Below are 19,163 nucleotides of genomic sequence, written 5' to 3'. Positions count from 1 at the left end.
GCACCATGGAACTTACCGCAGGTCACGTATGGCTCATGGTGGCGGCGGCACTCGTGCTGTTCATGACACCAGGTCTGGCATTTTTCTACGGCGGCATGACGCGCGCCAAGGCAGCACTGAACATGATGATGATGAGCTTCATCTCCATCGGCATGGTCGGCGTGGTGTGGGTACTCTGGGGCGCATCGATGAGCTCCGGCGAGGGATTCCTGCAGATTGTCGGGAACCCGTTCGCCACGTTCGGCCTCGAGGGCATCACCACCCCTGACGGCCTCATCAAGGTCGGTTACGCGGCCACGTTCGCGATCATCACTGTCGCCCTCATCAGCGGCGCCATCGCGGACCGCGCAAAGTTCGGCGCCTGGAGCGTCTTCGTGCCCGTCTGGGTCACGCTGGTGTACTGCCCCCTCGCCTACATGGTCTGGGGCGGCGGCCTCTTCGGACCCGAGGGCGCCATCGGCAAGGCTCTCGGCCCCGCGATCGACTTCGCCGGCGGCACCGTGGTCCACATCAACGCCGGTGTGGCCGCGCTGATCCTGGTCCTCATCATCGGCAACCGCAAGGGCTTCGGCAAGGACCCGAACCACCGCCCGCACAACATCCCGTTCGTCATGCTCGGCGCGGCCATTCTGTGGTTCGGCTGGTTTGGCTTCAACGGCGGCGCCGCCACCACCGCGGAGCAGGGCGGCCTGATCTGGGTCAACACCCTGGCTGCTCCGGCTGCGGCCATGCTCGGCTGGCTGGTCACCGAACGCGTCCGTGATGGCCACCCCACCTCGCTGGGTGCTGCCTCCGGTGTGGTCGCCGGTCTGGTCGCCATCACCCCGGCCTGCGCAAACGTCAGCCCGGTCGGTGCCCTTGGACTCGGCGTTGTCGCCGGTGTGGCCTCGGCCCTCGCTGTCGGCCTCAAGTTCCGCTGGGGCTTCGATGACTCACTGGACGTCGTCGGCGTCCACCTCGTTTCCGGCATCATCGGCACCGTTGCCCTCGGCTTCATCGCCCTTCCGGCCGACGGCGTCGGCGGCGGCCTCTTCTACGGCGGCGGCTTCGCCCAGCTCTGGGCCCAGCTGGCCGCAGCCGGCATCGCCATCGCCTACTCGGCTGTCCTGACCGCGATTATCGCAGTGGCCATCCACAAGACGATGGGCTTCCGGGTCTCCCAGGAGCAGGAAGCCGTGGGCGTGGACCTCAGCCTGCACGCAGAAACCGCCTACGAGTTCGGCGTCGGCGGCCACGGGGGCAGCTTCCAGCCCCTGCACGAGCTGATCACCGGCGGGCAGACCAGCGGCACCGACGCTGTTCCCGCAGGCAGCGACGGCAAGAACACAGCAGCAGCAACAGGTAAGGAAAGCGTGGGGGCATGAAACTGATCACAGCAATCGTTCGTCCGGAGAAGCTCGAATCGATCCGCGAAGGCCTGGAGGCCTACGGGGTCCAGGGCCTGACGGTCAGTGCGGCCAGCGGCTACGGCCGGCAGCGCGGCTACACCGAGGTCTACCGCGGCGCCGAGTACAACGTGGACCTGCTGCCCAAGATCCGCGTGGAGGTGCTCGCCACGGACGAACAGGCTGACGACATCCTGGATGTCATCATCGCCAGCTCCAACACGGGCCGGGCCGGCGACGGCAAGGTCTGGACGGTCGATGTGTTCGAAGCAGTGCGGGTGCGGACGGGTGAACGCGGCGTAGCCGCCATCTAGCACCGGCCAGCAGCCCAACGCAGCGAGAGGGCCGGTCACCACAACGGTGACCGGCCCTCTCCGCGCTAAGCCTTTGGGCGCTTAGGCTGTTTGGGCGCTTAGGCCTGTTTGGGCGCGGGGCCGCCGGAGCCGGCCCGGTATTCCTCCAGCGGCACCTTGCCTGCTGCCCAGGCAGCCAGCACCGGCTCCACGATCCGCCAGCATTCCTCGGCGGTGTCGCCCCTGACCGACAGCAGGGGATCGCCGGTCAGGACGCCTTCCAGCACTTCGCCGTACGGCAGCAGCTCGGAGGCGTTGAGCTCGGCCACGAGTGCGGCGCGGTCCAGGCTGAAAATGTCCCCGGGGCCGTTGACGTCGACGTCGAGCTCCAAGGTGTCCGGGCCGAAGCCGATCCGGAGCGTGTTGGGCGTGTCCCTGCCGGTGAATCCGGCGGGCAGGTGCGGAACCGGCCGGAAGGTGACCACAGCCTCCTTGCGCTTGGTCCCGAGGGCCTTGCCGGAACGAAGGATGAACGGCACGTCCTTCCAGCGCCAGTTGTCGATGTGCACGTGCACCTCCGCCAGGGTCTCGGTGTTCCGGTCCGGGTCCACGCCCTCTTCCCCTGCGTAATCGGGGACTTCCTTGCCGCCGAGGCGTCCCGCCAGGTAGCGCGCCCGCCGGGTGCTGTCCGTGTAGGGCGGCTTGATGCTGCTGGCCCGCAGGACGGCGGCGACGGCGTCGCGGAGGTCGCGCTCGCCGATGGTGGCCGGCGGCTCGATGGCCAGCAGCGCCATGATCTGCAGCAGGTGGCTCTGGATCATGTCGCGCAGCGCGCCCGCACCGTCGTAATAGCGTGCACGGCCCTCCAGGGCCAGGTCCTCGTCGAAGATGATTTCCACCTTGGCGATGTGGTCGCGGCTCCAGACCGGCTCCAGGAAATTGTTGGCGAACCGCAGGCCAAGGATGTTCAGGACAGTGGCCTTGCCCAGGAAATGGTCCACCCGGTGGATGTGGTCCTCCGGAACAAGGGACAGGAGTGTCCGGTTGAGTTCGCGGGCCGACTCCTCGCCGGCGCCGAAGGGCTTCTCCATGACCAGACGGGTCCCGGCGGGGACCTGCTCCGGGCGCAGGATCTCGCAGGCCTTCTGGCTCACCTGCGGCGGCAACGCGAAGTAGACGGCAATGGGCCCCTCAAGGCCTGCCAGGAGTTCTGCGAGCGGGCCGTCCGCGGTGACGTCGGCCTGGTGGTATTGCGTGGACTTTGCCATGGCCGCCAGCGCGTCCCTGCCGGCGTCCGTCGCCGTTTCGGCGGCAGCGTCAAAGGCGGTGTGCACACGTTCCTGCCACTGTTCAGGTGACCACGGGTCCGAGCCGGCTCCCACGAGCAACAGGCCGGCGGCACGTCCTGTGGCCACCAGCCTGGCCAGGCCGGGAAGGAGGAGCCGTCCGGTGAGATCGCCGGAGGCACCGAGGATGAGCAGGGTTTTCACAGTCGTTTGGCTCGTCACCCTGCCAGCATGCCACCTTGCAGGCGTGTCTTGATACCCTAGATAGTCGAGTCCCGTACATCCACTGAAAGAAGTGCACGGCGCGTGTTCAATTCACTCTCTGACCGGTTGACAGCAACCTTCAAGAACCTTCGCGGCAAGGGCCGCCTCACCGAGGCAGATGTCGACGCCACAGTCCGCGAGATCCGGCGCGCCCTGCTGGACGCGGATGTTGCCGTGCCCGTGGTCCGCGAGTTCACCGGGCAGGTCCGTGAACGCGCGCTTGGCGCCGAGGTCTCCGGGGCACTGAATCCCAGCCAGCAGATCGTGAAGATCGTCAACGAGGAACTTGTTGAGATCCTCGGCGGCGAGACGCGGCGCATCCGGATGGCCAAGACCGGCCCCACCATCATCATGCTCGCCGGCCTCCAGGGTGCGGGCAAGACCACCCTGGCCGGAAAGCTCGCCAAGTGGATGAAGGCGCAGGGCCACAGCCCCCTGCTCGTCGCCTGTGACCTCCAGCGCCCCAATGCCGTCACGCAGCTGCAGGTAGTGGGCAAGCGCGCGGGAGCTCCGGTCTTCGCTCCGCACCCGGGCGCCACCTCCGAACTGGCGCACCCGGCCGGCGATCCCGTCGCCGTGGCACGGGCCGGCATCGAGGAAGCACGCCAGAAGCTGCACGACGTCGTCATCGTGGATACCGCCGGGCGTTTGGGCGTCGACGCCGACATGATGGAGCAGGCGCGCCAGATCCGCCGCGCCATTGTGCCCAACGAAGTCCTCTTCGTGATCGACTCCATGATCGGCCAGGACGCCGTCAACACGGCGACCGCCTTCGACGAAGGCGTGAACTTCACCGGCATCGTGCTGTCAAAGCTCGACGGCGACGCGCGCGGCGGTGCCGCGCTGTCCGTTTCGTCGGTCACCGGTAAGCCCGTGATGTTCGCCTCGACCGGTGAAAGCCTGGACGACTTCGAACTGTTCCACCCGGACCGGATGGCCTCGCGCATCCTGGACATGGGTGACGTCCTGTCCCTCATTGAGCAGGCTGAAAAGTCCTGGGACAAGGACGAAGCCGCCCGGATGGCGAAGAAGTTCGCCGACCAGGAGGACTTCACCCTCGACGACTTCCTCGCCCAGATGCAGCAGATCCGCAAAATGGGCTCCATGAAGAAGATGCTCATGATGATGCCCGGTGCGCAGAACATCCGGCAGCAGCTGGAGCAGTTCGACGAGCGCGAGATCGACCGGGTGGAGGCCATTGTCCGCTCCATGACCCCGCACGAGCGTGTGGCTCCCAAGATCATCAACGGCTCGCGCAGGGCCCGCATCGCCCGGGGCTCCGGCGTGCACGTATCCGAGGTCAACGGGCTGCTGGAGCGCTTCGCCCAGGCCCAGAAGATGATGAAGAAGATGGCCCAGGGCGGCGGCATGCCGGGAATGCCCGGGATGCCCGGGATGGGGGCAGGCGGCGCCCGGAAGGGCGGCGGCAAGAACGCGCCCAAGAAGAAGGCGCGTTCCGGCAACCCGGCCAAGGCGGCGCAGGAGCTTCGCGAGGCCGAGGCCAGGCGGGCCGCCGGGGCCAAGGCGGTGCCTACCGGAGCCGCCTTCGGCCAGCAGTCGGGCGACTTTGATCCGTCCCAGCTGAACCTCCCCAAGGGCTTCGACAAGTTCATGGGCGGCAAATAGGGAGCACGGTCATGTCGGCCGGCGCCGATGTCAGACTGCTGCCATAAGGTTGGGTCATGTTTAAGCAGCGGGTAGTGTTCGTCCACGGTGCCGGTAACTTCGGCTCCGTTGCGTGGCCGCGCCAGCACGGCATGGCCCTGCAGTATGACGCCCTGTTTCTGCGGCGCCACGGCTTTGACGCCGAGGCAGAGCCGCTGGAAACCGACTTCGCCGAGGACGCCCGCATCGTGCTGCGGTCCCTGGCTGACGACGGCCGCGGGGCCGCCGGGGGCCACGTGGTGGCGCATTCGCAGGGGGCCATCGCAGCGATGATGGCCGCCGTCGAACGCCCTGACCTTGTCTTCTCGCTGACGCTCGTGGAGCCGGCATGCCTGTCGCTTACCGCTGAATTGCCGGCCACCGCCGCGCACCGTGCCCTGATGGAGCCGCTGTTCGAAGTCCGGCACCAGCTTGGCGACGACGACTACGAGCGTGAGTTCCTGCGGCGGGCCTTCGCCGCGGACACGCCGGAGCCCAGCACCCCCGAGGCTAGGCGCGCGGCCAGGAGACTGCGGCTGCAGGCACCGCCGTGGCAGGCGCCGCTGCAGATCGTGCCTGGTGTTCCCACCCTGGTCCTCACCGGCGGCTGGGAGCCGCTGTACGAGGAAATCGCCGGCTACCTGCGCGAGACCGGTGCCCTGCACCGCATCGCTGCCGGAGGGCACCGGCCCCACGATTCACCCGAGGGTGACCGCTACATTCGGTCATTCATCGCCGCGGTCAGCCGCCGGGAGCAGCCCCAGGCCTCCTAAAGGCCCGGCCTCCTGAGCAGCGTTCCGCCGCCCACGTCCGGCCGGCCCCCAATGCCAGCCGGACGTGGTCTCCAACGCCCGCTAGTTGCTCGCGGACTCCGGAAGCCGCAGCTCCGGCAGGTATACCTTTCCGCCTGCAGCCAGGAACTCCTGGCTCTTCTCGCGCATGCCCTCCGCCATCTCCGCGAGGGCGGCCTGCGCCTCGGCTGAGCCGTACTCGTTCCGGATGTCCTGGCTGATCCGCATGGAGCAGAACTTGGGACCGCACATGGAGCAGAAGTGCGCCGTTTTGGCAGGCTCGGCAGGCAGTGTCTCGTCATGGAAGGACTCGGCCGTCACCGGGTCCAGGGACAGCGCGAACTGGTCGCGCCAGCGGAACTCGAACCGGGCCTTGGACAGCGCATCGTCCCGCTCGTTCGCGCCGGGGTGCCCCTTCGCAAGGTCGGCCGCGTGGGCGGCGATCTTGTAGGTGATGACGCCGGTCTTCACATCGTCCTTGTTCGGCAGGCCCAGGTGTTCCTTTGGCGTGACGTAGCACAGCATGGCTGTGCCGTACCGGGCGATTTCGGTGGCGCCGATGGCCGAGGTGATGTGGTCGTAGCCGGGGGCCACGTCCGTGACCAGCGGGCCCAATGTGTAGAAGGGTGCACCTTTGCAGAGCTCCTGCTGGCGCTCAACGTTCTCGCGCACCAGGTGGAACGGGATGTGCCCGGGCCCTTCCACCATGACCTGGACGTCGTACTCCCAGGCCCGCTGGGTCAGCTCAGCCAGGGTGTCCAGTTCGGCGAACTGTGCGGCGTCGTTGGCGTCCGCCGTCGCGCCCGGCCGGAGGCCGTCGCCCAGTGAGAAGGCGACGTCGTACTTCGCGAAGATCTCGCACAGCTCGTCGAAGTGGGTGTACAGGAAGTTTTCCTGGTGGTGGGCCAGGCACCAGCCGGCCATGATCGAGCCGCCGCGGGAGACGATGCCGGTGACACGGTTCGCCGTGAGTGGGACGTACCGCAGCAGCACGCCGGCGTGGATGGTCATGTAGTCCACACCCTGTTCGCACTGCTCGATGACGGTGTCGCGGAAGATTTCCCAGGTCAGGGCGTTCGCCTCGCCGTTGACCTTTTCCAGGGCCTGGTAGATCGGGACCGTGCCGATGGGGACGGGGGAGTTGCGGATGAGCCACTCACGGGTGGTGTGGATATCGTCGCCCGTGGACAGGTCCATCACGGTGTCCGCGCCCCACTGGGTGGCCCACTGCAGCTTGTCCACCTCCTCGGCGATTGAGCTGGTGACGGCCGAGTTGCCGATGTTGGCGTTGATCTTCACAAGGAACGCCTTGCCGATAATCATCGGCTCGGATTCCGGGTGGTTGATGTTGGTGGGGATGATGGCCCGTCCGGCGGCGAGTTCGCTGCGGACCAGTTCCACATCGCAGTTCTCGCGGAGGGCCACGAAGCGCATCTCGGGGGTGATGGTTCCCTGCCGCGCATAGTGCATCTGCGTCACAGTCTTCCCGTCCGCCGCACGGCGGGGCACCGGCCGGGCGCCTTTCCATTCGGCAGAAGCCGCGCCGCGGCGCACGGCTGATCTGCCGTCGTCGAGCAGGTTCCGTTCACGGCCGTCGTACGGCTCCGTGTCCGCCCGTGCCGCAATCCATTCCGCGCGGAACGGCGCGAGGCCCACCACCGGGTCGCTGCCCGGACCCGCCGTGCGGTAAACGCGCAGCGGCTCGTTCTGCTCACCGTTCGGTGAAGGCTCCAGCGCGATTTCCGTTACCGGAACCCGCAGGCCGTCCCCCTCCAGATAAGCCAGTGAATGGGATTTCAGCGACTGCGTTACGGTGGCGGAACCGTTTTGGGCAGGGGTCTGCTGTAATTTCTGGGTGCTCAATTTACTGCTCACTTCCTTCGCCGGCATTACCCGGACAGGTTCAACGGTCGCAGGCTGCACCAGCCTGATCTCAGCCCCTGCAGGGGCACCCGTGTGGTCGTAGACGAAGCTACCACAGCTGCGCCTTAGGCTAGTGTCATGGCGCACATCATCGAATTCAGCGGACCCGTGCTCACTGCGGCGGATGAGGAACGCCGCGGGCTCTGGGCGGTGGACGGGAAGCTGACGTTCAATGCTCCTGGCCAGCGGCCGGACGCCGTTCTGGACGGCTGGGTCCTGCCCGGCTTCGTCGATGCCCACTGCCACATCGGGCTGGGTCCGGGCGGTGCCGTGGACGACGACGTGGCGTATGACCAGGCCATGACGGACCGCAACGCCGGCACGCTGCTGGTCCGGGACGCGGGAGCGGCCAGCGACACCAGATGGCTGCAGCAGCGGGCCGACACGCCGCGGATCATCAGGGCCGGCCGGCATGTGGCCCGGTCCCGCCGGTACCTGAGGAACTTTGCGGTGGAAGTCGAGCCGGAGGGCCTCGTGGAAGCGGTGCGCAAGCAGGCGAGGGAGGGGGACGGCTGGGTCAAGCTGGTGGGGGACTGGATCGACCGGACCGCGGGCGACCTCGCGCCGTCGTTCCCGGCCGCTGCCGTGCGGGACGCCGTCCGGGCCGCCCACGACGAGGGGGCCAGGGTCACGGCGCACTGCTTCGGCGAGGACACCCTGGACGACATGCTGGACGCCGGCATCGACTGCATCGAGCACGCCACGGGCCTGCTGCCCAGGCACATCCCCCGGTTCGTTGAGCAGCAGGTGCCGATCGTGCCGACACTCATCAACATCGCCACCTTCCCGGACATCGCCAGCCAGGCTGAGGAGAAGTTCCCGCGGTATGCGGAGCACATGCGCGCACTGTGGGCCCGCCGTCGCGAGCGTGTCCTGGAAGCCTACGAGGCCGGCGTCGAAATCTATGCGGGAACGGATGCCGGCAGCGTGATCCGCCACGGCCGCGTCGCGGACGAAATCCTCGAACTCCACGCCGCCGGGCTTCCGGCACGTGCGGCGCTGGACGCGGCCTGCTGGCGTGCCCGCCGCTGGCTGGGGGCCGAGGGCCTGGCGGAAGGCGCGGACGCTGACGTGGTGGTGTGCCGGGAAGACCCGCGAGCCGTGCCGGAGACCATCCGGAGCCTCACGAATGTGGTCCTCCGGGGCACAATCGTGCATTAGGAATAAATTGAAGCTTCAAGTAATTTAGAGATGTAGAGGTCGCCGAAATCCGGTGGCCCGGACATCCGGGAGTATTCAATGACAGCAGCAGACAGCAGCCAGGACTTGCTTCCTGCCGACCTCACCATGGGCACCGTCATGCTCAAGGTGGGCGACATGAAGCTCATGACCGACTACTACCAGCGCGCCCTCGGCCTCGACGTCGTCGCCGAGCAGGACGGCGGCCTCTACCTCGGCCGGCTCAAGACGCCGCTGGTGCACCTCGCTCCCGCTCCGGGCCTCAACATCCCCGGCCGCGGTGAGGCCGGCCTCTTCCACACGGCGCTTCTGTTTGAGGACCAGTCCTCGCTGGCCGCCACCATTGCCAGCGCGGCCCAGTACGAGCCGCAGTCTTTCGCGGGCAGCGCGGACCACCTCGTGAGCGAGGCGTTCTACTTCACCGATCCGGAAGGAAACGGGATCGAACTCTACTGGGACCGCCCGCGCGAGGCATGGTCCTGGGACGGCGGGAACGTGGTCATGGACAGCCTGGCGCTGCCGCCGCAGAAGTACCTGCAGGACCACCTCACGCAGCAGTCCGTGGAAGGCCAGCGCGGCACCGACGCGGAGGTGGGGCACGTCCACCTGCAGGTGGGTGACGTCCAGTCGGCCCACGACTTCTACGTCGGCACCCTGGGATTCGAAAAAACGGCGGGCTGGCACGGCCAGGCCCTCTTTGTGTCGGCTGGCGGCTACCACCACCACATGGCCATGAACGTCTGGAACAGCCGGGGTGCCGGCCCGCGCCGGGACACGCTGGGCCTGGGTGAGGTGCTCATCGAGGTGCCGTCCGGTGACGACGTCGGCGCCCTCGCCGACCGCCTCAGGGTCGCCGGAGTCGAATCGCACCACACCGGCGCCGAGCTCCGGTTTGACGATCCGTGGCGCAACCGCCTCCGCGTCGCCGTGCGCTAAGTCGTGTGAACGCGGTTGGGTTAGGCTGATTTCGAAGAGCCCCGGCCGGTACTGCCGCTGCCGGGGCATGCACCGCCGACGGAATGAGGACGCATCCATGGGCTTCACCGAAGTGTTTGTCGCCACCCACAATGACGCCCTCAAGCGTGCAGAGGCGCTGGAGGGCGGTGCCGCCGCCGGAGACGGCATCCGGATTGCCGGCATCAGTGATTTTGAGATCGAACAGCTCGGCGACCTTGCGGGTGCCGCGGTGCACGCCGCGGGCGCGGACTACGAGCTGGCCATGGTTGACGTGGCCAGCGATTCGCTTCTGGGCGTACCGGCGGCGATGGTCCGGGCGCTGGCCGAGCTCCTCACTTACGAATCCGAGGGTGAGGGCAACGTTTTGGATGAGGTGGCCGAGCGCTGGGCCGCCGAGGATGACATGCCCTTTGGTGCCGGGGAAGCCAGGAACTACGTCCAGCAGCTGGCAGAACTCGCCGGCACCGTGGACGAAGGCAGCCGGACCGGCCTCTATGTCTGGTCTTCCTAGCACTCAAAAAGACCCCGTCCGCATGTCAAGTCGAAATAACGCGGACGATCTGGCACAATAAACAGGTACTCGATCCGCGTGGCCCCTCTCTCCGCGTCCGGATCCTGTCCTTTTCGAACCCCCCAGTACGGCCCGCCCCACGGGTGCAGAACGCGGGTTCAACCCCGTTTCAGAAACAGGAGTGACCACAAAAGTGGCCGTAAAGATTCGCCTTAAGCGCTTCGGCAAGATGCGCGCACCGTACTACCGCATCGTTGTCGCCGATTCACGCACCAAGCGTGATGGCCGTGCCATCGAAGAGATCGGCAAGTACCACCCCACCGAAGAGCCCTCATACATCGAGGTCAACTCCGAGCGTGCACAGTACTGGCTCTCCGTCGGCGCCCAGCCGTCGGAGCAGGTCGCCGCGATCCTGAAGATCACCGGTGACTGGCAGAAGTTCAAGGGTCTGCCGGGCCAGGAAGGCACCCTGAAGACCAAGGCCGACAAGGAAGCATTCGTTGCTCCGGAAAAGGGTTCCGTGATCATCCCGGAAGCCATCACTAAGAAGGCCAAGGCATCGGAAGCCCCCGCCGAGGCTGAAGCAGAGACCACCGAGGCTGAGTAAGTTGCTGGCAGAAGCGCTCGAACACCTTGTCCGCGGCATTGTCGACTCCCCTGAGGATGTCAAAGTCAGTGCCAAGAACAACCGCCGCGGGGATACCCTCGAGGTGCGCGTCCACCAGGAAGACCTGGGACGGGTAATCGGACGTCAGGGCCGCACCGCGCGTGCACTGCGCACGGTCGTGGCGGCGCTGGCAGATGGCGAGCAGGTCAGGGTCGACGTCGTCGACACCGACCGCCGCCGGTAACGCGCCTGCAACACTTGCCTTAACGTCCGGCCCCTCCACCAGTAACGGTGGAGGGGCCGGACTGCTTTGGGCCCTGAACGTCTTCAGGACGCCCGCCAAAAGTCGTACATCAACACGCAGCCCAAAACAGAGGAACACATGCAGCTTCAGGTGGCCCGTATCGGCAAGCCCCACGGAATCCGCGGCGAGGTGACAGTACAGGTGCTCACCGACGCGCCCGAGGACCGGTTCGTCCCCGGCACCGAGTTTGTGGTGGAACCCGCCTCAGCCGGGCCGCTCACCCTGCGCAGTGCCCGATGGAACAAGGACATCCTCCTGCTCGGCTTTGACGAGGTGGCCGACCGGAACCGCGCCGAGACCCTGCGCGGCGCCAAGCTGTTCATCGAGACCGAAGAGCTCGACGAGGACGACGACGAGGGCTGGTACGAGCACGAGCTCGTGGGCCTCGAGGCCCGCGTCGGTTCCCAGGCTGTGGGTAAAGTCACCGCCCTCAACACCATGCCGGTGCAGGACCTGCTCGTCATCGAAACGGCCGACGGCAAGGAAATCCTCATCCCGTTCGTGGAACAGATCGTCCCCGAGGTAAACACCGAGGAGGGCTACGTCCTGCTCACTCCGCCGGCGGGCCTGTTCGAGGTCAACGAGGAGAGCGCTGAGGACCCGGAGACCAGTGGCTCGGACTCCGCCGAGGACTCCGCCGGGGAAGAGGCTGAGCCGGAGGCCAAAGCGTAGATGAGAATCGACGTCGTCAGTATCTTTCCCGAGTACCTGGCACCGCTGGAACTGTCGCTCATCGGCAAGGCCCGCCAGGACGGGCTGCTGGACCTGAACGTGCACGACCTCCGCACCTTCACCACCGACCGCCACCGCACCGTCGACGACACCCCGTACGGCGGCGGCGCCGGCATGGTGATGAAGGCCGAGCCGTGGGCCCAGGCGCTCGAATCCGTGGCCGCTGCCCGGCCGGCCGGTGCGGCCAAACCCGTGCTGATCGTCCCGTCGCCGGCGGGGGAGCGCTTCAACCAGGCGCTGGCCTACGAGCTTGCCGAAGAGGAGCAGCTGGTGTTCGCCTGTGGGCGGTACGAGGGCATTGACGAGCGCGTCATCGAGTGGGCCGAGGAGCACTTCACGGTCCGCCCGGTCAGCCTCGGCGACTACGTCCTCAACGGCGGCGAAGTGGCTGTACTGGCCATGGTGGAAGCCATCGGCCGGCTGCTCCCCGGCGTTGTGGGAAACCCCGAGTCACTCGTTGAAGAGTCGCATTCGGACGGCCTGCTTGAGTACCCGGTTTACACCAAGCCGTCGGTCTGGCGCGACCGGGAGGTCCCGGCCGTCCTGCTCAGCGGCAACCACGGCAAGATCGCGCAGTGGCGCCGTCACGAGCAGTACCGCAGGACGGCGGAACGCCGTCCTGACCTGCTGCAGACGTTCGACGCCGGCACCCTGCCCCGCGCGGACCGCACCGCCCTCGCGGATCTGGGGTACGACGTCGTCGACGGTCACCTCAGGCTCCGGCCGGAAGCCTGAGCTGCTCCCGCTGCCCAGCCGCGGAGCCGTACAGCGCGGAACGTTCCATAATTAACCAATTCGTGCCATATGTGGCAAAATTAGTCGTTGTGTCTGCTGGGTCCGCGCCTGCCACAGGGGGAGCGTAACCAACAGCAAGACACCCCGGTACCGCCAAAGGGTGGCGGGACCGGACCTCAACACTTCGGCAGCGATTCCCGGAAATATCCGGGCTTGGCCGCCGTGACCCAAAGTGGATGACCTGTGGCGTTCACCAGGAGTGGATCAATGCATATCCTCGATTCCGTAGATGCAGCCTCGCTGCGCACTGACGTTCCCGAGTTCCGCGCGGGTGACACCCTCAAGGTTCACGTGAACATCATCGAAGGCAAGAACTCCCGTGTCCAGGTATTCCAGGGCTTCGTCCTGGGCCGCCAGGGCGACGGCATTCGCGAGACCTTCACCGTCCGCAAGGTTTCCTTCGGTGTCGGCGTTGAGCGTACCTTCCCGGTGCACTCCCCGATCATCGAAAAGATCGAGGTTGTCACCAAGGGTGACGTCCGCCGCGCCAAGCTTTACTACATGCGTGCACTGCGCGGTAAGGCTGCGAAGATCAAGGAAAAGCGCGACTTCAGCACCGCCAAGTAAGTCCAACGGACTTTCACGGCGGGTCCCCGACCCGTGTCCGGCCAACGCCGGAGTCATCCGCAACAGCGCCACAGGATACGGATCATGGACCACACAAAACGCCAGCCAGGGAAACCGGGCTGGCGTTTTGCGTTGCTGGCAGTGCTGGCTGCCGTCCTGGTCAGCGGGCTGATCCGCTCCCTGTGGCTGGACGTTTATTACATTCCGTCCGCCTCAATGGAGCCGCTGTTCGGCGCGGGTGACAGGATCCTGGTGTCCCGCACGGCCTTCCAGTCGGAACCGATCCGCCGCGGCGACGTCGTCGTGTTCGACGGCCGGGGCTCGTTCGCCCCGCTCAACAGCGGGGCCGGTCCGCTGCAGGAAGCGGCGGCCGCGGCAGGACACTGGCTGGGTCTGTCCGGCAGTGATACCACATACGTAAAGCGGGTCATCGGGCTTCCCGGCGACCACGTGGCGTGCTGCGACGCCGGCAAGCGCCTCACAGTCAACGGTCAGCCGCTCGTGGAACCCTACCTCTATGACGGTGATGCGGCGAGCAGCCAGAAGTTCGACGTCGTTGTTCCAGAGGGCCGGCTGTGGCTGCTCGGGGACCACCGGTCGGTGTCCGCGGACTCCCGCAGCCTCCTGGGGGCGCCAGGCGGCGGCATGGTGCGGCTGGACAGGGTGATCGGCAGGCCGGTACAGATTCTCTGGCCGCTTGATAGATTTGCGTCAGTGGCGCGGCCGCCGTTGGCGGCCATAACAACAACAAAGGACGGACAGTAGATGCCGGAAATCGATCCCGGGAGCTCCGAGCCGCAGCAGACTTCTGCGGGGCCGGGACGGCATGCCGCCCACGAGCCCGTTTCGGATGTACCCGCTCCCGGCGGAACCGGACCCGGGTCACCCGCTCCCGCGGGTGCCCGCCGTCAGGAAAAGGGCAGTCCCCGCAACCCCTTCCTGCTGTGGCTGAAGGAAATCGCCACGGTGGTGGTGATCGCCGTCGTGCTGTCCTTCCTCATCAAAACCTTCCTGTTCCGGGCCTTCTACATACCGTCCGAGTCGATGGTGAACACGCTGGACATCAACGACCGCATCTTCGTGAACCTCCTCGTGCCGGAACCGTTTGCCCTCGAGCGCGGCGACGTCGTTGTCTTCAGGGACACCAAGGGCTGGCTGCCACCCACACCGCAGAAGGCGGACGGGCCGTTCAGCGTTGTTGAGGACGGGCTGACCTTCGTTGGCCTGCTGCCGGACAACTCCGAGCAGCATCTGGTTAAGCGGGTTATCGGGCTGCCTGGCGACCACGTCGTCTGCTGTAACGCCGGAGGGAAGATCACCGTCAACGGCGCCGGGCTGGACGAGGCGTACGTCAATCCAGCCGAAGTTCCCGCAGTGCGGACCTTCGACGTCGTGGTGCCGCAGGGCAAAGTCTGGGTGATGGGGGACAACCGCAACCACTCGGCGGACTCCCGTGCCCACACCGACACCAACGGGGGCTTCGTGGACATCGCCGACATCGAAGGCAAGGCAGCGGTCATCGCCTGGCCGATGAACCGCTGGGCCGCCCTGAACAACTATCCTGACGTCTTCAAGAATGTGCCGTCGGCAGGTTAGCCATGTCCGTTGCACCCACCCTTGACTACGAGAAGCGCTTCCTTCCCCGCGGGGCGCGGTTCCTGGCCGGCGTCGACGAAGTAGGCCGCGGCGCCCTCGCAGGGCCGGTAAGCGTGGGAATCGCCGTCGTGGACCTGCAGCACATGGAACTGCTGGCCGATGTCCGGGACAGCAAGCTGCTCAAGGCGGCAGACCGCGAACGGCTCGATCCGCTGGTGCGGGCCTGGAGCGTCGCCTCCGCCGTCGGACATGCCACTGCGCGCGAAATCGATGACCTCGGCATCATGGGTGCCCTGCGGGCTGCCGGAAACAGGGCCTGGTTCGAGATCCTCGGCGCCGGCATCACGCCCGACGTCGTCCTGCTGGACGGCAGCCACAACTGGCTCTCACCCGCCGTTCAGCCCTCGCTGTTCGACGAAGTCGTCACTGATCCCGGCTGCGATGCGCCCGTCCACACCCTCGTCAAGGCGGACATGCAATGCCTCAGCGTCGCCGCCGCGAGTGTCCTGGCCAAGGTCGAGCGCGACCAGCACATGCAGCAGCTCCACCTCGAGTACCCGGACTTCGGCTGGGACGTCAACAAGGGCTACGGCACCGCGCTGCACCGGGAAGCGATCCGCGCCCGCGGCCCGAGCCCCTACCACCGAGTCAGCTGGAACCTGCTGTCCGAGTAGCGAACCTGCTCTGCGGGCAGCGCGGTGCGCGGGTTCCCGCTGCATGGTGCAAGATGGAACCATGAGTGCCGAAGACCTTGAGAACTATGAGACCGACATGGAGCTCCAGCTCTACCGTGAGTACCGCGACGTCGTGGGTCTGTTCAGCTATGTGGTCGAGACCGAGCGGCGCTTCTACCTCGCCAACCACGTGGACCTGCAGGCCCGCAGCGCCGACGGCGAGGTCTACTTCGACCTCACGCTCCAGGACGCCTGGGTCTGGGACGTCTACCGTTCAGCGCGGTTTGTGAAGAGTGTCCGGGTCATCACGTTCAAGGATGTCAACGTCGAGGAACTGCCCCGCAACGAGGAGCTCGCGCTGCCCAAGGACGTCGACCTCGGCAACTGAGGTTCCTGACCCTCCCGGGCCTCCCCGGGGCACTGCTCCTCCACAGCCGGTGTTTCTCCGGCATTCCGGCCGCCTTCCCCATGATCCCCGCGACCTTTCCCACATAGCGTGACCCTGCCCTGTTCCGTGTGATCCCGCCCCCGCAGTCTTGATGCGGAGGTGGATATGAAAGCCAAGGATCTGCTGGGCCGGCGCGGGGAAGAGCTCGCGGCGGAGTATCTGGAATCGGTGGGGATGCTGATCGTGGAGCGCAACTGGCGCTGCCCGGACGGCGAAATCGACATCGTCGCCCTGGACGGCGATGCCCTTGTCATTGCCGAGGTGAAGACGCGGCGTTCGCTCGCCTACGGTCACCCCTTTGAAGCAGTCGGTGCAGACAAGCTCGCCCGGCTGCACCGCCTGGGTTCCGCCTGGTGCCGGGACCACGGACTGCGGTTGCCGCTGCGCCGGGTGGACGTCATTGCCGTGCTGGACGACGGCGTGGGCAAACCCACGGTTGAGCACCTCAGGGAGGTGCTGTGATGGCGCTGGGGCGAGCCTATTCGGTGGCCCTCGTCGGCCTGAACGGCTACATCGTGGAGGTCGAGGCTGACATCGGCCAGACACTGCCGGCCTTTGTGCTCCTCGGCCTGCCGGACGCTTCCCTCAACGAAGCCCGTGACCGCATCCGCTCGGCGGCGCAGAACTCCGGTGTTCCGCTGAGCCGGCGCAAGATCACCGCCAACCTCATTCCGGCGTCCCTGCCCAAGCGCGGTTCCGGCTTCGACCTTGCCATCGCGATGTCTGTGCTGCGTGCCGCGGAGGACATCAGGCCCACCGGGCGCACCGTCTTCATCGCCGAGTTGGGACTGGACGGACGCCTCAGGCCTGTCCGCGGCATACTGCCGGCCGTGATGTCCGCGGTGCAGGCCGGGTTCCATGACATCGTGGTCGCCCATGCGAACGCAGCCGAGGCCGAACTCGTCCCGGGTGCCAGGGTCCGCGGCTACCGGACCCTGGCGCGGCTGGTGTTCGATTTCGGGGCTGACCCGCAGGAACTTGTCCTCGACTTTGCACCCGAGGATGAACCAGCCGGGACTGAGCCGGTGTCCGTGGATGCGCCTGTCCCCGACATGTGTGACGTGTCCGGCCAGGCAGAGGCGCGGCGTGCCCTTGAGGTAGCCGCCGCCGGTGCGCACCACCTGCTGCTGACCGGCCCGCCCGGAGCCGGCAAGACCATGCTGGCCGAGCGGCTTCCCGGGCTTCTGCCCGATCTGCGCGATACCGAGGCGATGGAGGTGACGGCGATCCATTCCCTGTGCCAGCTCCCTTCAGCCGGGGTGCAGCTGGTCCGGCGGCCGCCGTTCGAGAATCCCCACCACTCGGCCACAGCGGCGGCGATCATCGGCGGCGGGTCGGGGCTCCCCCGCCCCGGCGCGGCGTCGCGGGCCCACCGCGGAATCCTGTTCCTGGACGAGGCGCCCGAGTACGAACGCAGGGTCCTCGATGCACTCAGGCAGCCTCTGGAGAGCGGCGAGCTCGTCATCCACCGCTCGGCCGGAGCAGCGGCCTACCCGGCGCGGTTCCAGCTGGTGCTGGCAGCCAATCCGTGCCCGTGCGGCAAGGCCTCGGGGAAGGGCATTGAATGCACCTGCACCCCCTTCATGCGGCGCCGCTACATGTCGCGCATGTCTGGCCCGCTCCTGGACCGCGTGGACATCCAGCTGCAGGTGGACCGGGTGTCGCTGGCGGACTTTGGCCAGTCCGGGGGAGCGGAGGACAGCGCAACTGTCGGTGCCCGCGTCCTGGCTGCCCGGGCAAGCCAGCTGCAGCGGCTTCAGCCCTGGGGCATGGAAACCAACTCCCAGGTGCCCGGACGCATCCTGCGCGGCGAGCTGAGACTCCCGGCCGCCACAACCCGGATCCTGGACCATGCATTGGAACGGGGCGTCCTCACAGCCAGGGGCTACGACCGTGTCCTCCGGCTCGCATGGACTTTGGCTGACCTCGCTGGCCGGGAGCAGCCGGACGGGAACGATATCGGACAGGCCCTGAGCCTCCGCCAGACCGCCTCAGCGGCGGCGTGAAAGGAATGCCACATGCACAACGAGAGACTTGCCCGGGCAGCGCTGTCCAGGCTGATGGAGCCGCAGGACGTGGCGGGCTTGGCCCTGGTGCATCTCGCCGGGGCCGAGGACGCCCTGCGGATCGCCACCGGCCAGGTCAGCTACGGGCCCGGGCTGGAACAGGACATCACCGGGTTGCTGGCAGAGCACAGTTCCGTGAATTCATGGGCAGGCCTCGGTGCGGCGCTGAAACGCTGGGCGCCGAGAATTCCTGACCTCGCCCCGGAGCGCGACGTGGCAACCATGCAGCGACTGGGCGGCCGAATGATCATCCCGGCCGACGGGCTCTGGCCGCGGCAACTTGACGACCTTGGCCTGCACCAGCCGATCTGCCTGTGGTGGCGGGGCGTGGAGCTCGAACTTCCCCCGGCAGCCAAGGCGGTGGCCCTGGTTGGCTCGCGCGACAGTACCAGCTACGGCGCGTCAGTCACCGGTGACCTTGCCTACTCGCTGGCGCAGCGTGGCTTCACTGTGGTGTCCGGCGGCGCATACGGAATTGACGCCCACGCGCACCGGGCAGCACTGGCAGGGGGCTCGGATGCCATGCCGACCATAGCCGTGATGGCTGGGGGCGTGGACCGTTTCTATCCCTCCGGCAACGAGGATCTGCTGCGTGCTGTAGCCAACCAGGGTGCCGTGCTCGCCGAAGTTCCGCCCGGCTCCGCCCCCACCCGCTACCGGTTCCTTCAGCGGAACCGGCTGATCGCTGCCCTTGCGTCCGTCACGGTTGTGGTGGAGGCCAGGTGGCGGTCCGGGGCCCTGAATACCGCCCATCACGCGGAAACCTTGGGCCGTGCGGTCGGAGCTGTCCCCGGATCTGTCCACAGTGCCAACTCGGCCGGCTGCCACCGGCTCCTGCGCGAGGGCGGCGCTGTCTGTGTCACCGATGCGGGGGAGATCGCCGAGCTTGCGGCGCCCAGCGGCCAGTCCCTGCCTGATGAGAAGAGCGGGCAGTCCGCCGATCACGACGGCCTGACGCTCGAGGACCTGATCTTGCTGGACGCGCTCCCGCTGCGGTCCGCCAGCTCCGTCGAAAAACTCTGCAGTGTGGCCGGACTGGGTGCTGAATCGGTGCGCGCGGGCCTTGGCAGGCTGTCGCTGCTGGGGCTGGCCAAATCCGAGAAGGGAGGCTGGAAGCGCACCAAGCAATCAACATAGCGCC

Annotated in this window: 21 protein-coding genes and 1 riboswitch; of the genes, 19 read left to right on the top strand and 2 right to left on the bottom strand. The window is 67.0% G+C overall.

Annotation, left to right across the window (positions count from 1 at the left end):
* Positions 1 to 5: 5 nt before the first annotated feature.
* Both LFT45_RS13495 and LFT45_RS13490 read left to right on the top strand, forming a co-directional pair.
* Entirely contained in the window at positions 6 to 1,364 is a 1,359-nt protein-coding gene (locus LFT45_RS13495) for an ammonium transporter (protein ID WP_236803777.1), read from the top strand.
* Entirely contained in the window at positions 1,361 to 1,699 is a 339-nt protein-coding gene (locus tag LFT45_RS13490; RefSeq protein WP_003806050.1) for a P-II family nitrogen regulator, read from the top strand. Before LFT45_RS13495 ends, LFT45_RS13490 begins: the two co-directional genes overlap by 4 nt.
* Positions 1,700 to 1,797: 98 nt before the next feature.
* Here LFT45_RS13490 and LFT45_RS13485 read toward each other — a convergent pair whose 3' ends face one another.
* Positions 1,798 to 3,186, bottom strand: coding sequence for a glucose-6-phosphate dehydrogenase (locus LFT45_RS13485; RefSeq protein WP_236803775.1), 1,389 nt, complete (start codon positions 3,184 to 3,186; stop codon positions 1,798 to 1,800).
* A gap of 84 nt (positions 3,187 to 3,270) precedes the next feature.
* Between LFT45_RS13485 and ffh the strand changes: the two genes are divergently transcribed.
* Both ffh and LFT45_RS13475 read left to right on the top strand, forming a co-directional pair.
* A complete protein-coding gene (ffh, locus tag LFT45_RS13480) occupies positions 3,271 to 4,854 on the top strand; it encodes a signal recognition particle protein (RefSeq protein ID WP_236803773.1) in 1,584 nt (527 codons plus the stop codon).
* Positions 4,855 to 4,910: 56 nt separating this feature from the next.
* Positions 4,911 to 5,645, top strand: coding sequence for an alpha/beta fold hydrolase (locus tag LFT45_RS13475; RefSeq protein ID WP_236803771.1), 735 nt, complete (start codon positions 4,911 to 4,913; stop codon positions 5,643 to 5,645).
* 81 nt (positions 5,646 to 5,726) lie between these two features.
* Here LFT45_RS13475 and thiC read toward each other — a convergent pair whose 3' ends face one another.
* Complete coding sequence (gene thiC, locus LFT45_RS13470; RefSeq protein ID WP_272912839.1) at positions 5,727 to 7,526, bottom strand: phosphomethylpyrimidine synthase ThiC; 1,800 nt, start codon at positions 7,524 to 7,526, stop codon at positions 5,727 to 5,729.
* Positions 7,522 to 7,629: riboswitch (TPP riboswitch) on the bottom strand. (Overlaps the previous gene by 5 nt.)
* Before the next feature lie 35 nt (positions 7,630 to 7,664).
* On the opposite strand from thiC, the gene LFT45_RS13465 reads away from it, so the two are divergent.
* The 15 genes from LFT45_RS13465 (at position 7,665) to dprA (ending at position 19,159) form a co-directional block, all read left to right on the top strand.
* Positions 7,665 to 8,747, top strand: coding sequence for an amidohydrolase family protein (locus LFT45_RS13465; RefSeq protein WP_236803770.1), 1,083 nt, complete (start codon positions 7,665 to 7,667; stop codon positions 8,745 to 8,747).
* A 78-nt stretch (positions 8,748 to 8,825) separates the two neighbouring features.
* Complete coding sequence (locus LFT45_RS13460) at positions 8,826 to 9,701, top strand: VOC family protein (RefSeq protein WP_236803768.1); 876 nt, start codon at positions 8,826 to 8,828, stop codon at positions 9,699 to 9,701.
* 97 nt (positions 9,702 to 9,798) lie between these two features.
* Complete coding sequence (locus LFT45_RS13455) at positions 9,799 to 10,233, top strand: hypothetical protein (protein WP_236803766.1); 435 nt, start codon at positions 9,799 to 9,801, stop codon at positions 10,231 to 10,233.
* A 193-nt stretch (positions 10,234 to 10,426) separates the two neighbouring features.
* Positions 10,427 to 10,840, top strand: coding sequence for a 30S ribosomal protein S16 (gene rpsP, locus LFT45_RS13450; protein ID WP_102972220.1), 414 nt, complete (start codon positions 10,427 to 10,429; stop codon positions 10,838 to 10,840).
* A 1-nt stretch (position 10,841) separates the two neighbouring features.
* Positions 10,842 to 11,084, top strand: coding sequence for an RNA-binding protein (locus LFT45_RS13445; protein WP_076802241.1), 243 nt, complete (start codon positions 10,842 to 10,844; stop codon positions 11,082 to 11,084).
* Between the two features lie 138 nt (positions 11,085 to 11,222).
* Entirely contained in the window at positions 11,223 to 11,816 is a 594-nt protein-coding gene (gene rimM, locus LFT45_RS13440) for a ribosome maturation factor RimM (RefSeq protein WP_236803764.1), read from the top strand.
* Complete coding sequence (trmD, locus tag LFT45_RS13435) at positions 11,817 to 12,611, top strand: tRNA (guanosine(37)-N1)-methyltransferase TrmD (RefSeq protein ID WP_236803762.1); 795 nt, start codon at positions 11,817 to 11,819, stop codon at positions 12,609 to 12,611.
* A 267-nt stretch (positions 12,612 to 12,878) separates the two neighbouring features.
* Positions 12,879 to 13,238, top strand: a complete 360-nt coding sequence (rplS, locus tag LFT45_RS13430; RefSeq protein ID WP_111905994.1) for a 50S ribosomal protein L19 — start codon at positions 12,879 to 12,881, stop codon at positions 13,236 to 13,238.
* 84 nt (positions 13,239 to 13,322) lie between these two features.
* Positions 13,323 to 14,003 (top strand): signal peptidase I, encoded by a 681-nt coding sequence (gene lepB / locus LFT45_RS13425; protein ID WP_236803761.1) that lies wholly within the window; start codon positions 13,323 to 13,325, stop codon positions 14,001 to 14,003.
* On the top strand, positions 14,004 to 14,834 hold the full coding sequence (lepB, locus tag LFT45_RS13420) for a signal peptidase I (protein WP_236803759.1): 831 nt from the start codon (positions 14,004 to 14,006) through the stop codon (positions 14,832 to 14,834).
* Positions 14,835 to 14,836: 2 nt separating this feature from the next.
* Complete coding sequence (locus LFT45_RS13415) at positions 14,837 to 15,508, top strand: ribonuclease HII (protein WP_236803758.1); 672 nt, start codon at positions 14,837 to 14,839, stop codon at positions 15,506 to 15,508.
* Positions 15,509 to 15,569: 61 nt separating this feature from the next.
* Positions 15,570 to 15,896, top strand: coding sequence for a DUF2469 domain-containing protein (locus LFT45_RS13410; RefSeq protein ID WP_003806068.1), 327 nt, complete (start codon positions 15,570 to 15,572; stop codon positions 15,894 to 15,896).
* A 165-nt stretch (positions 15,897 to 16,061) separates the two neighbouring features.
* The gene (locus LFT45_RS13405) at positions 16,062 to 16,418 is read left to right on the top strand and encodes a YraN family protein (protein WP_236803756.1); all 357 of its coding nucleotides are present in this window, start codon (positions 16,062 to 16,064) and stop codon (positions 16,416 to 16,418) included.
* Positions 16,418 to 17,962: a YifB family Mg chelatase-like AAA ATPase gene (locus tag LFT45_RS13400; RefSeq protein WP_236803754.1), complete on the top strand. Its 1,545-nt coding sequence runs from the start codon at positions 16,418 to 16,420 to the stop codon at positions 17,960 to 17,962. The genes LFT45_RS13405 and LFT45_RS13400 overlap by 1 nt, the downstream gene beginning before the upstream one ends.
* 12 nt (positions 17,963 to 17,974) lie before the next feature.
* Positions 17,975 to 19,159: a DNA-processing protein DprA gene (dprA, locus tag LFT45_RS13395; protein ID WP_236803752.1), complete on the top strand. Its 1,185-nt coding sequence runs from the start codon at positions 17,975 to 17,977 to the stop codon at positions 19,157 to 19,159.
* The last annotated feature ends 4 nt before the right edge of the window (positions 19,160 to 19,163 follow it).

The sequence above is a fragment of the Arthrobacter sp. FW305-BF8 genome, assembly GCF_021789315.1.
Classification (GTDB): domain Bacteria; phylum Actinomycetota; class Actinomycetes; order Actinomycetales; family Micrococcaceae; genus Arthrobacter.
Note: the sequence above shows the minus strand (reverse complement) of the source record. Positions and strands in the feature narration are given on the sequence as shown.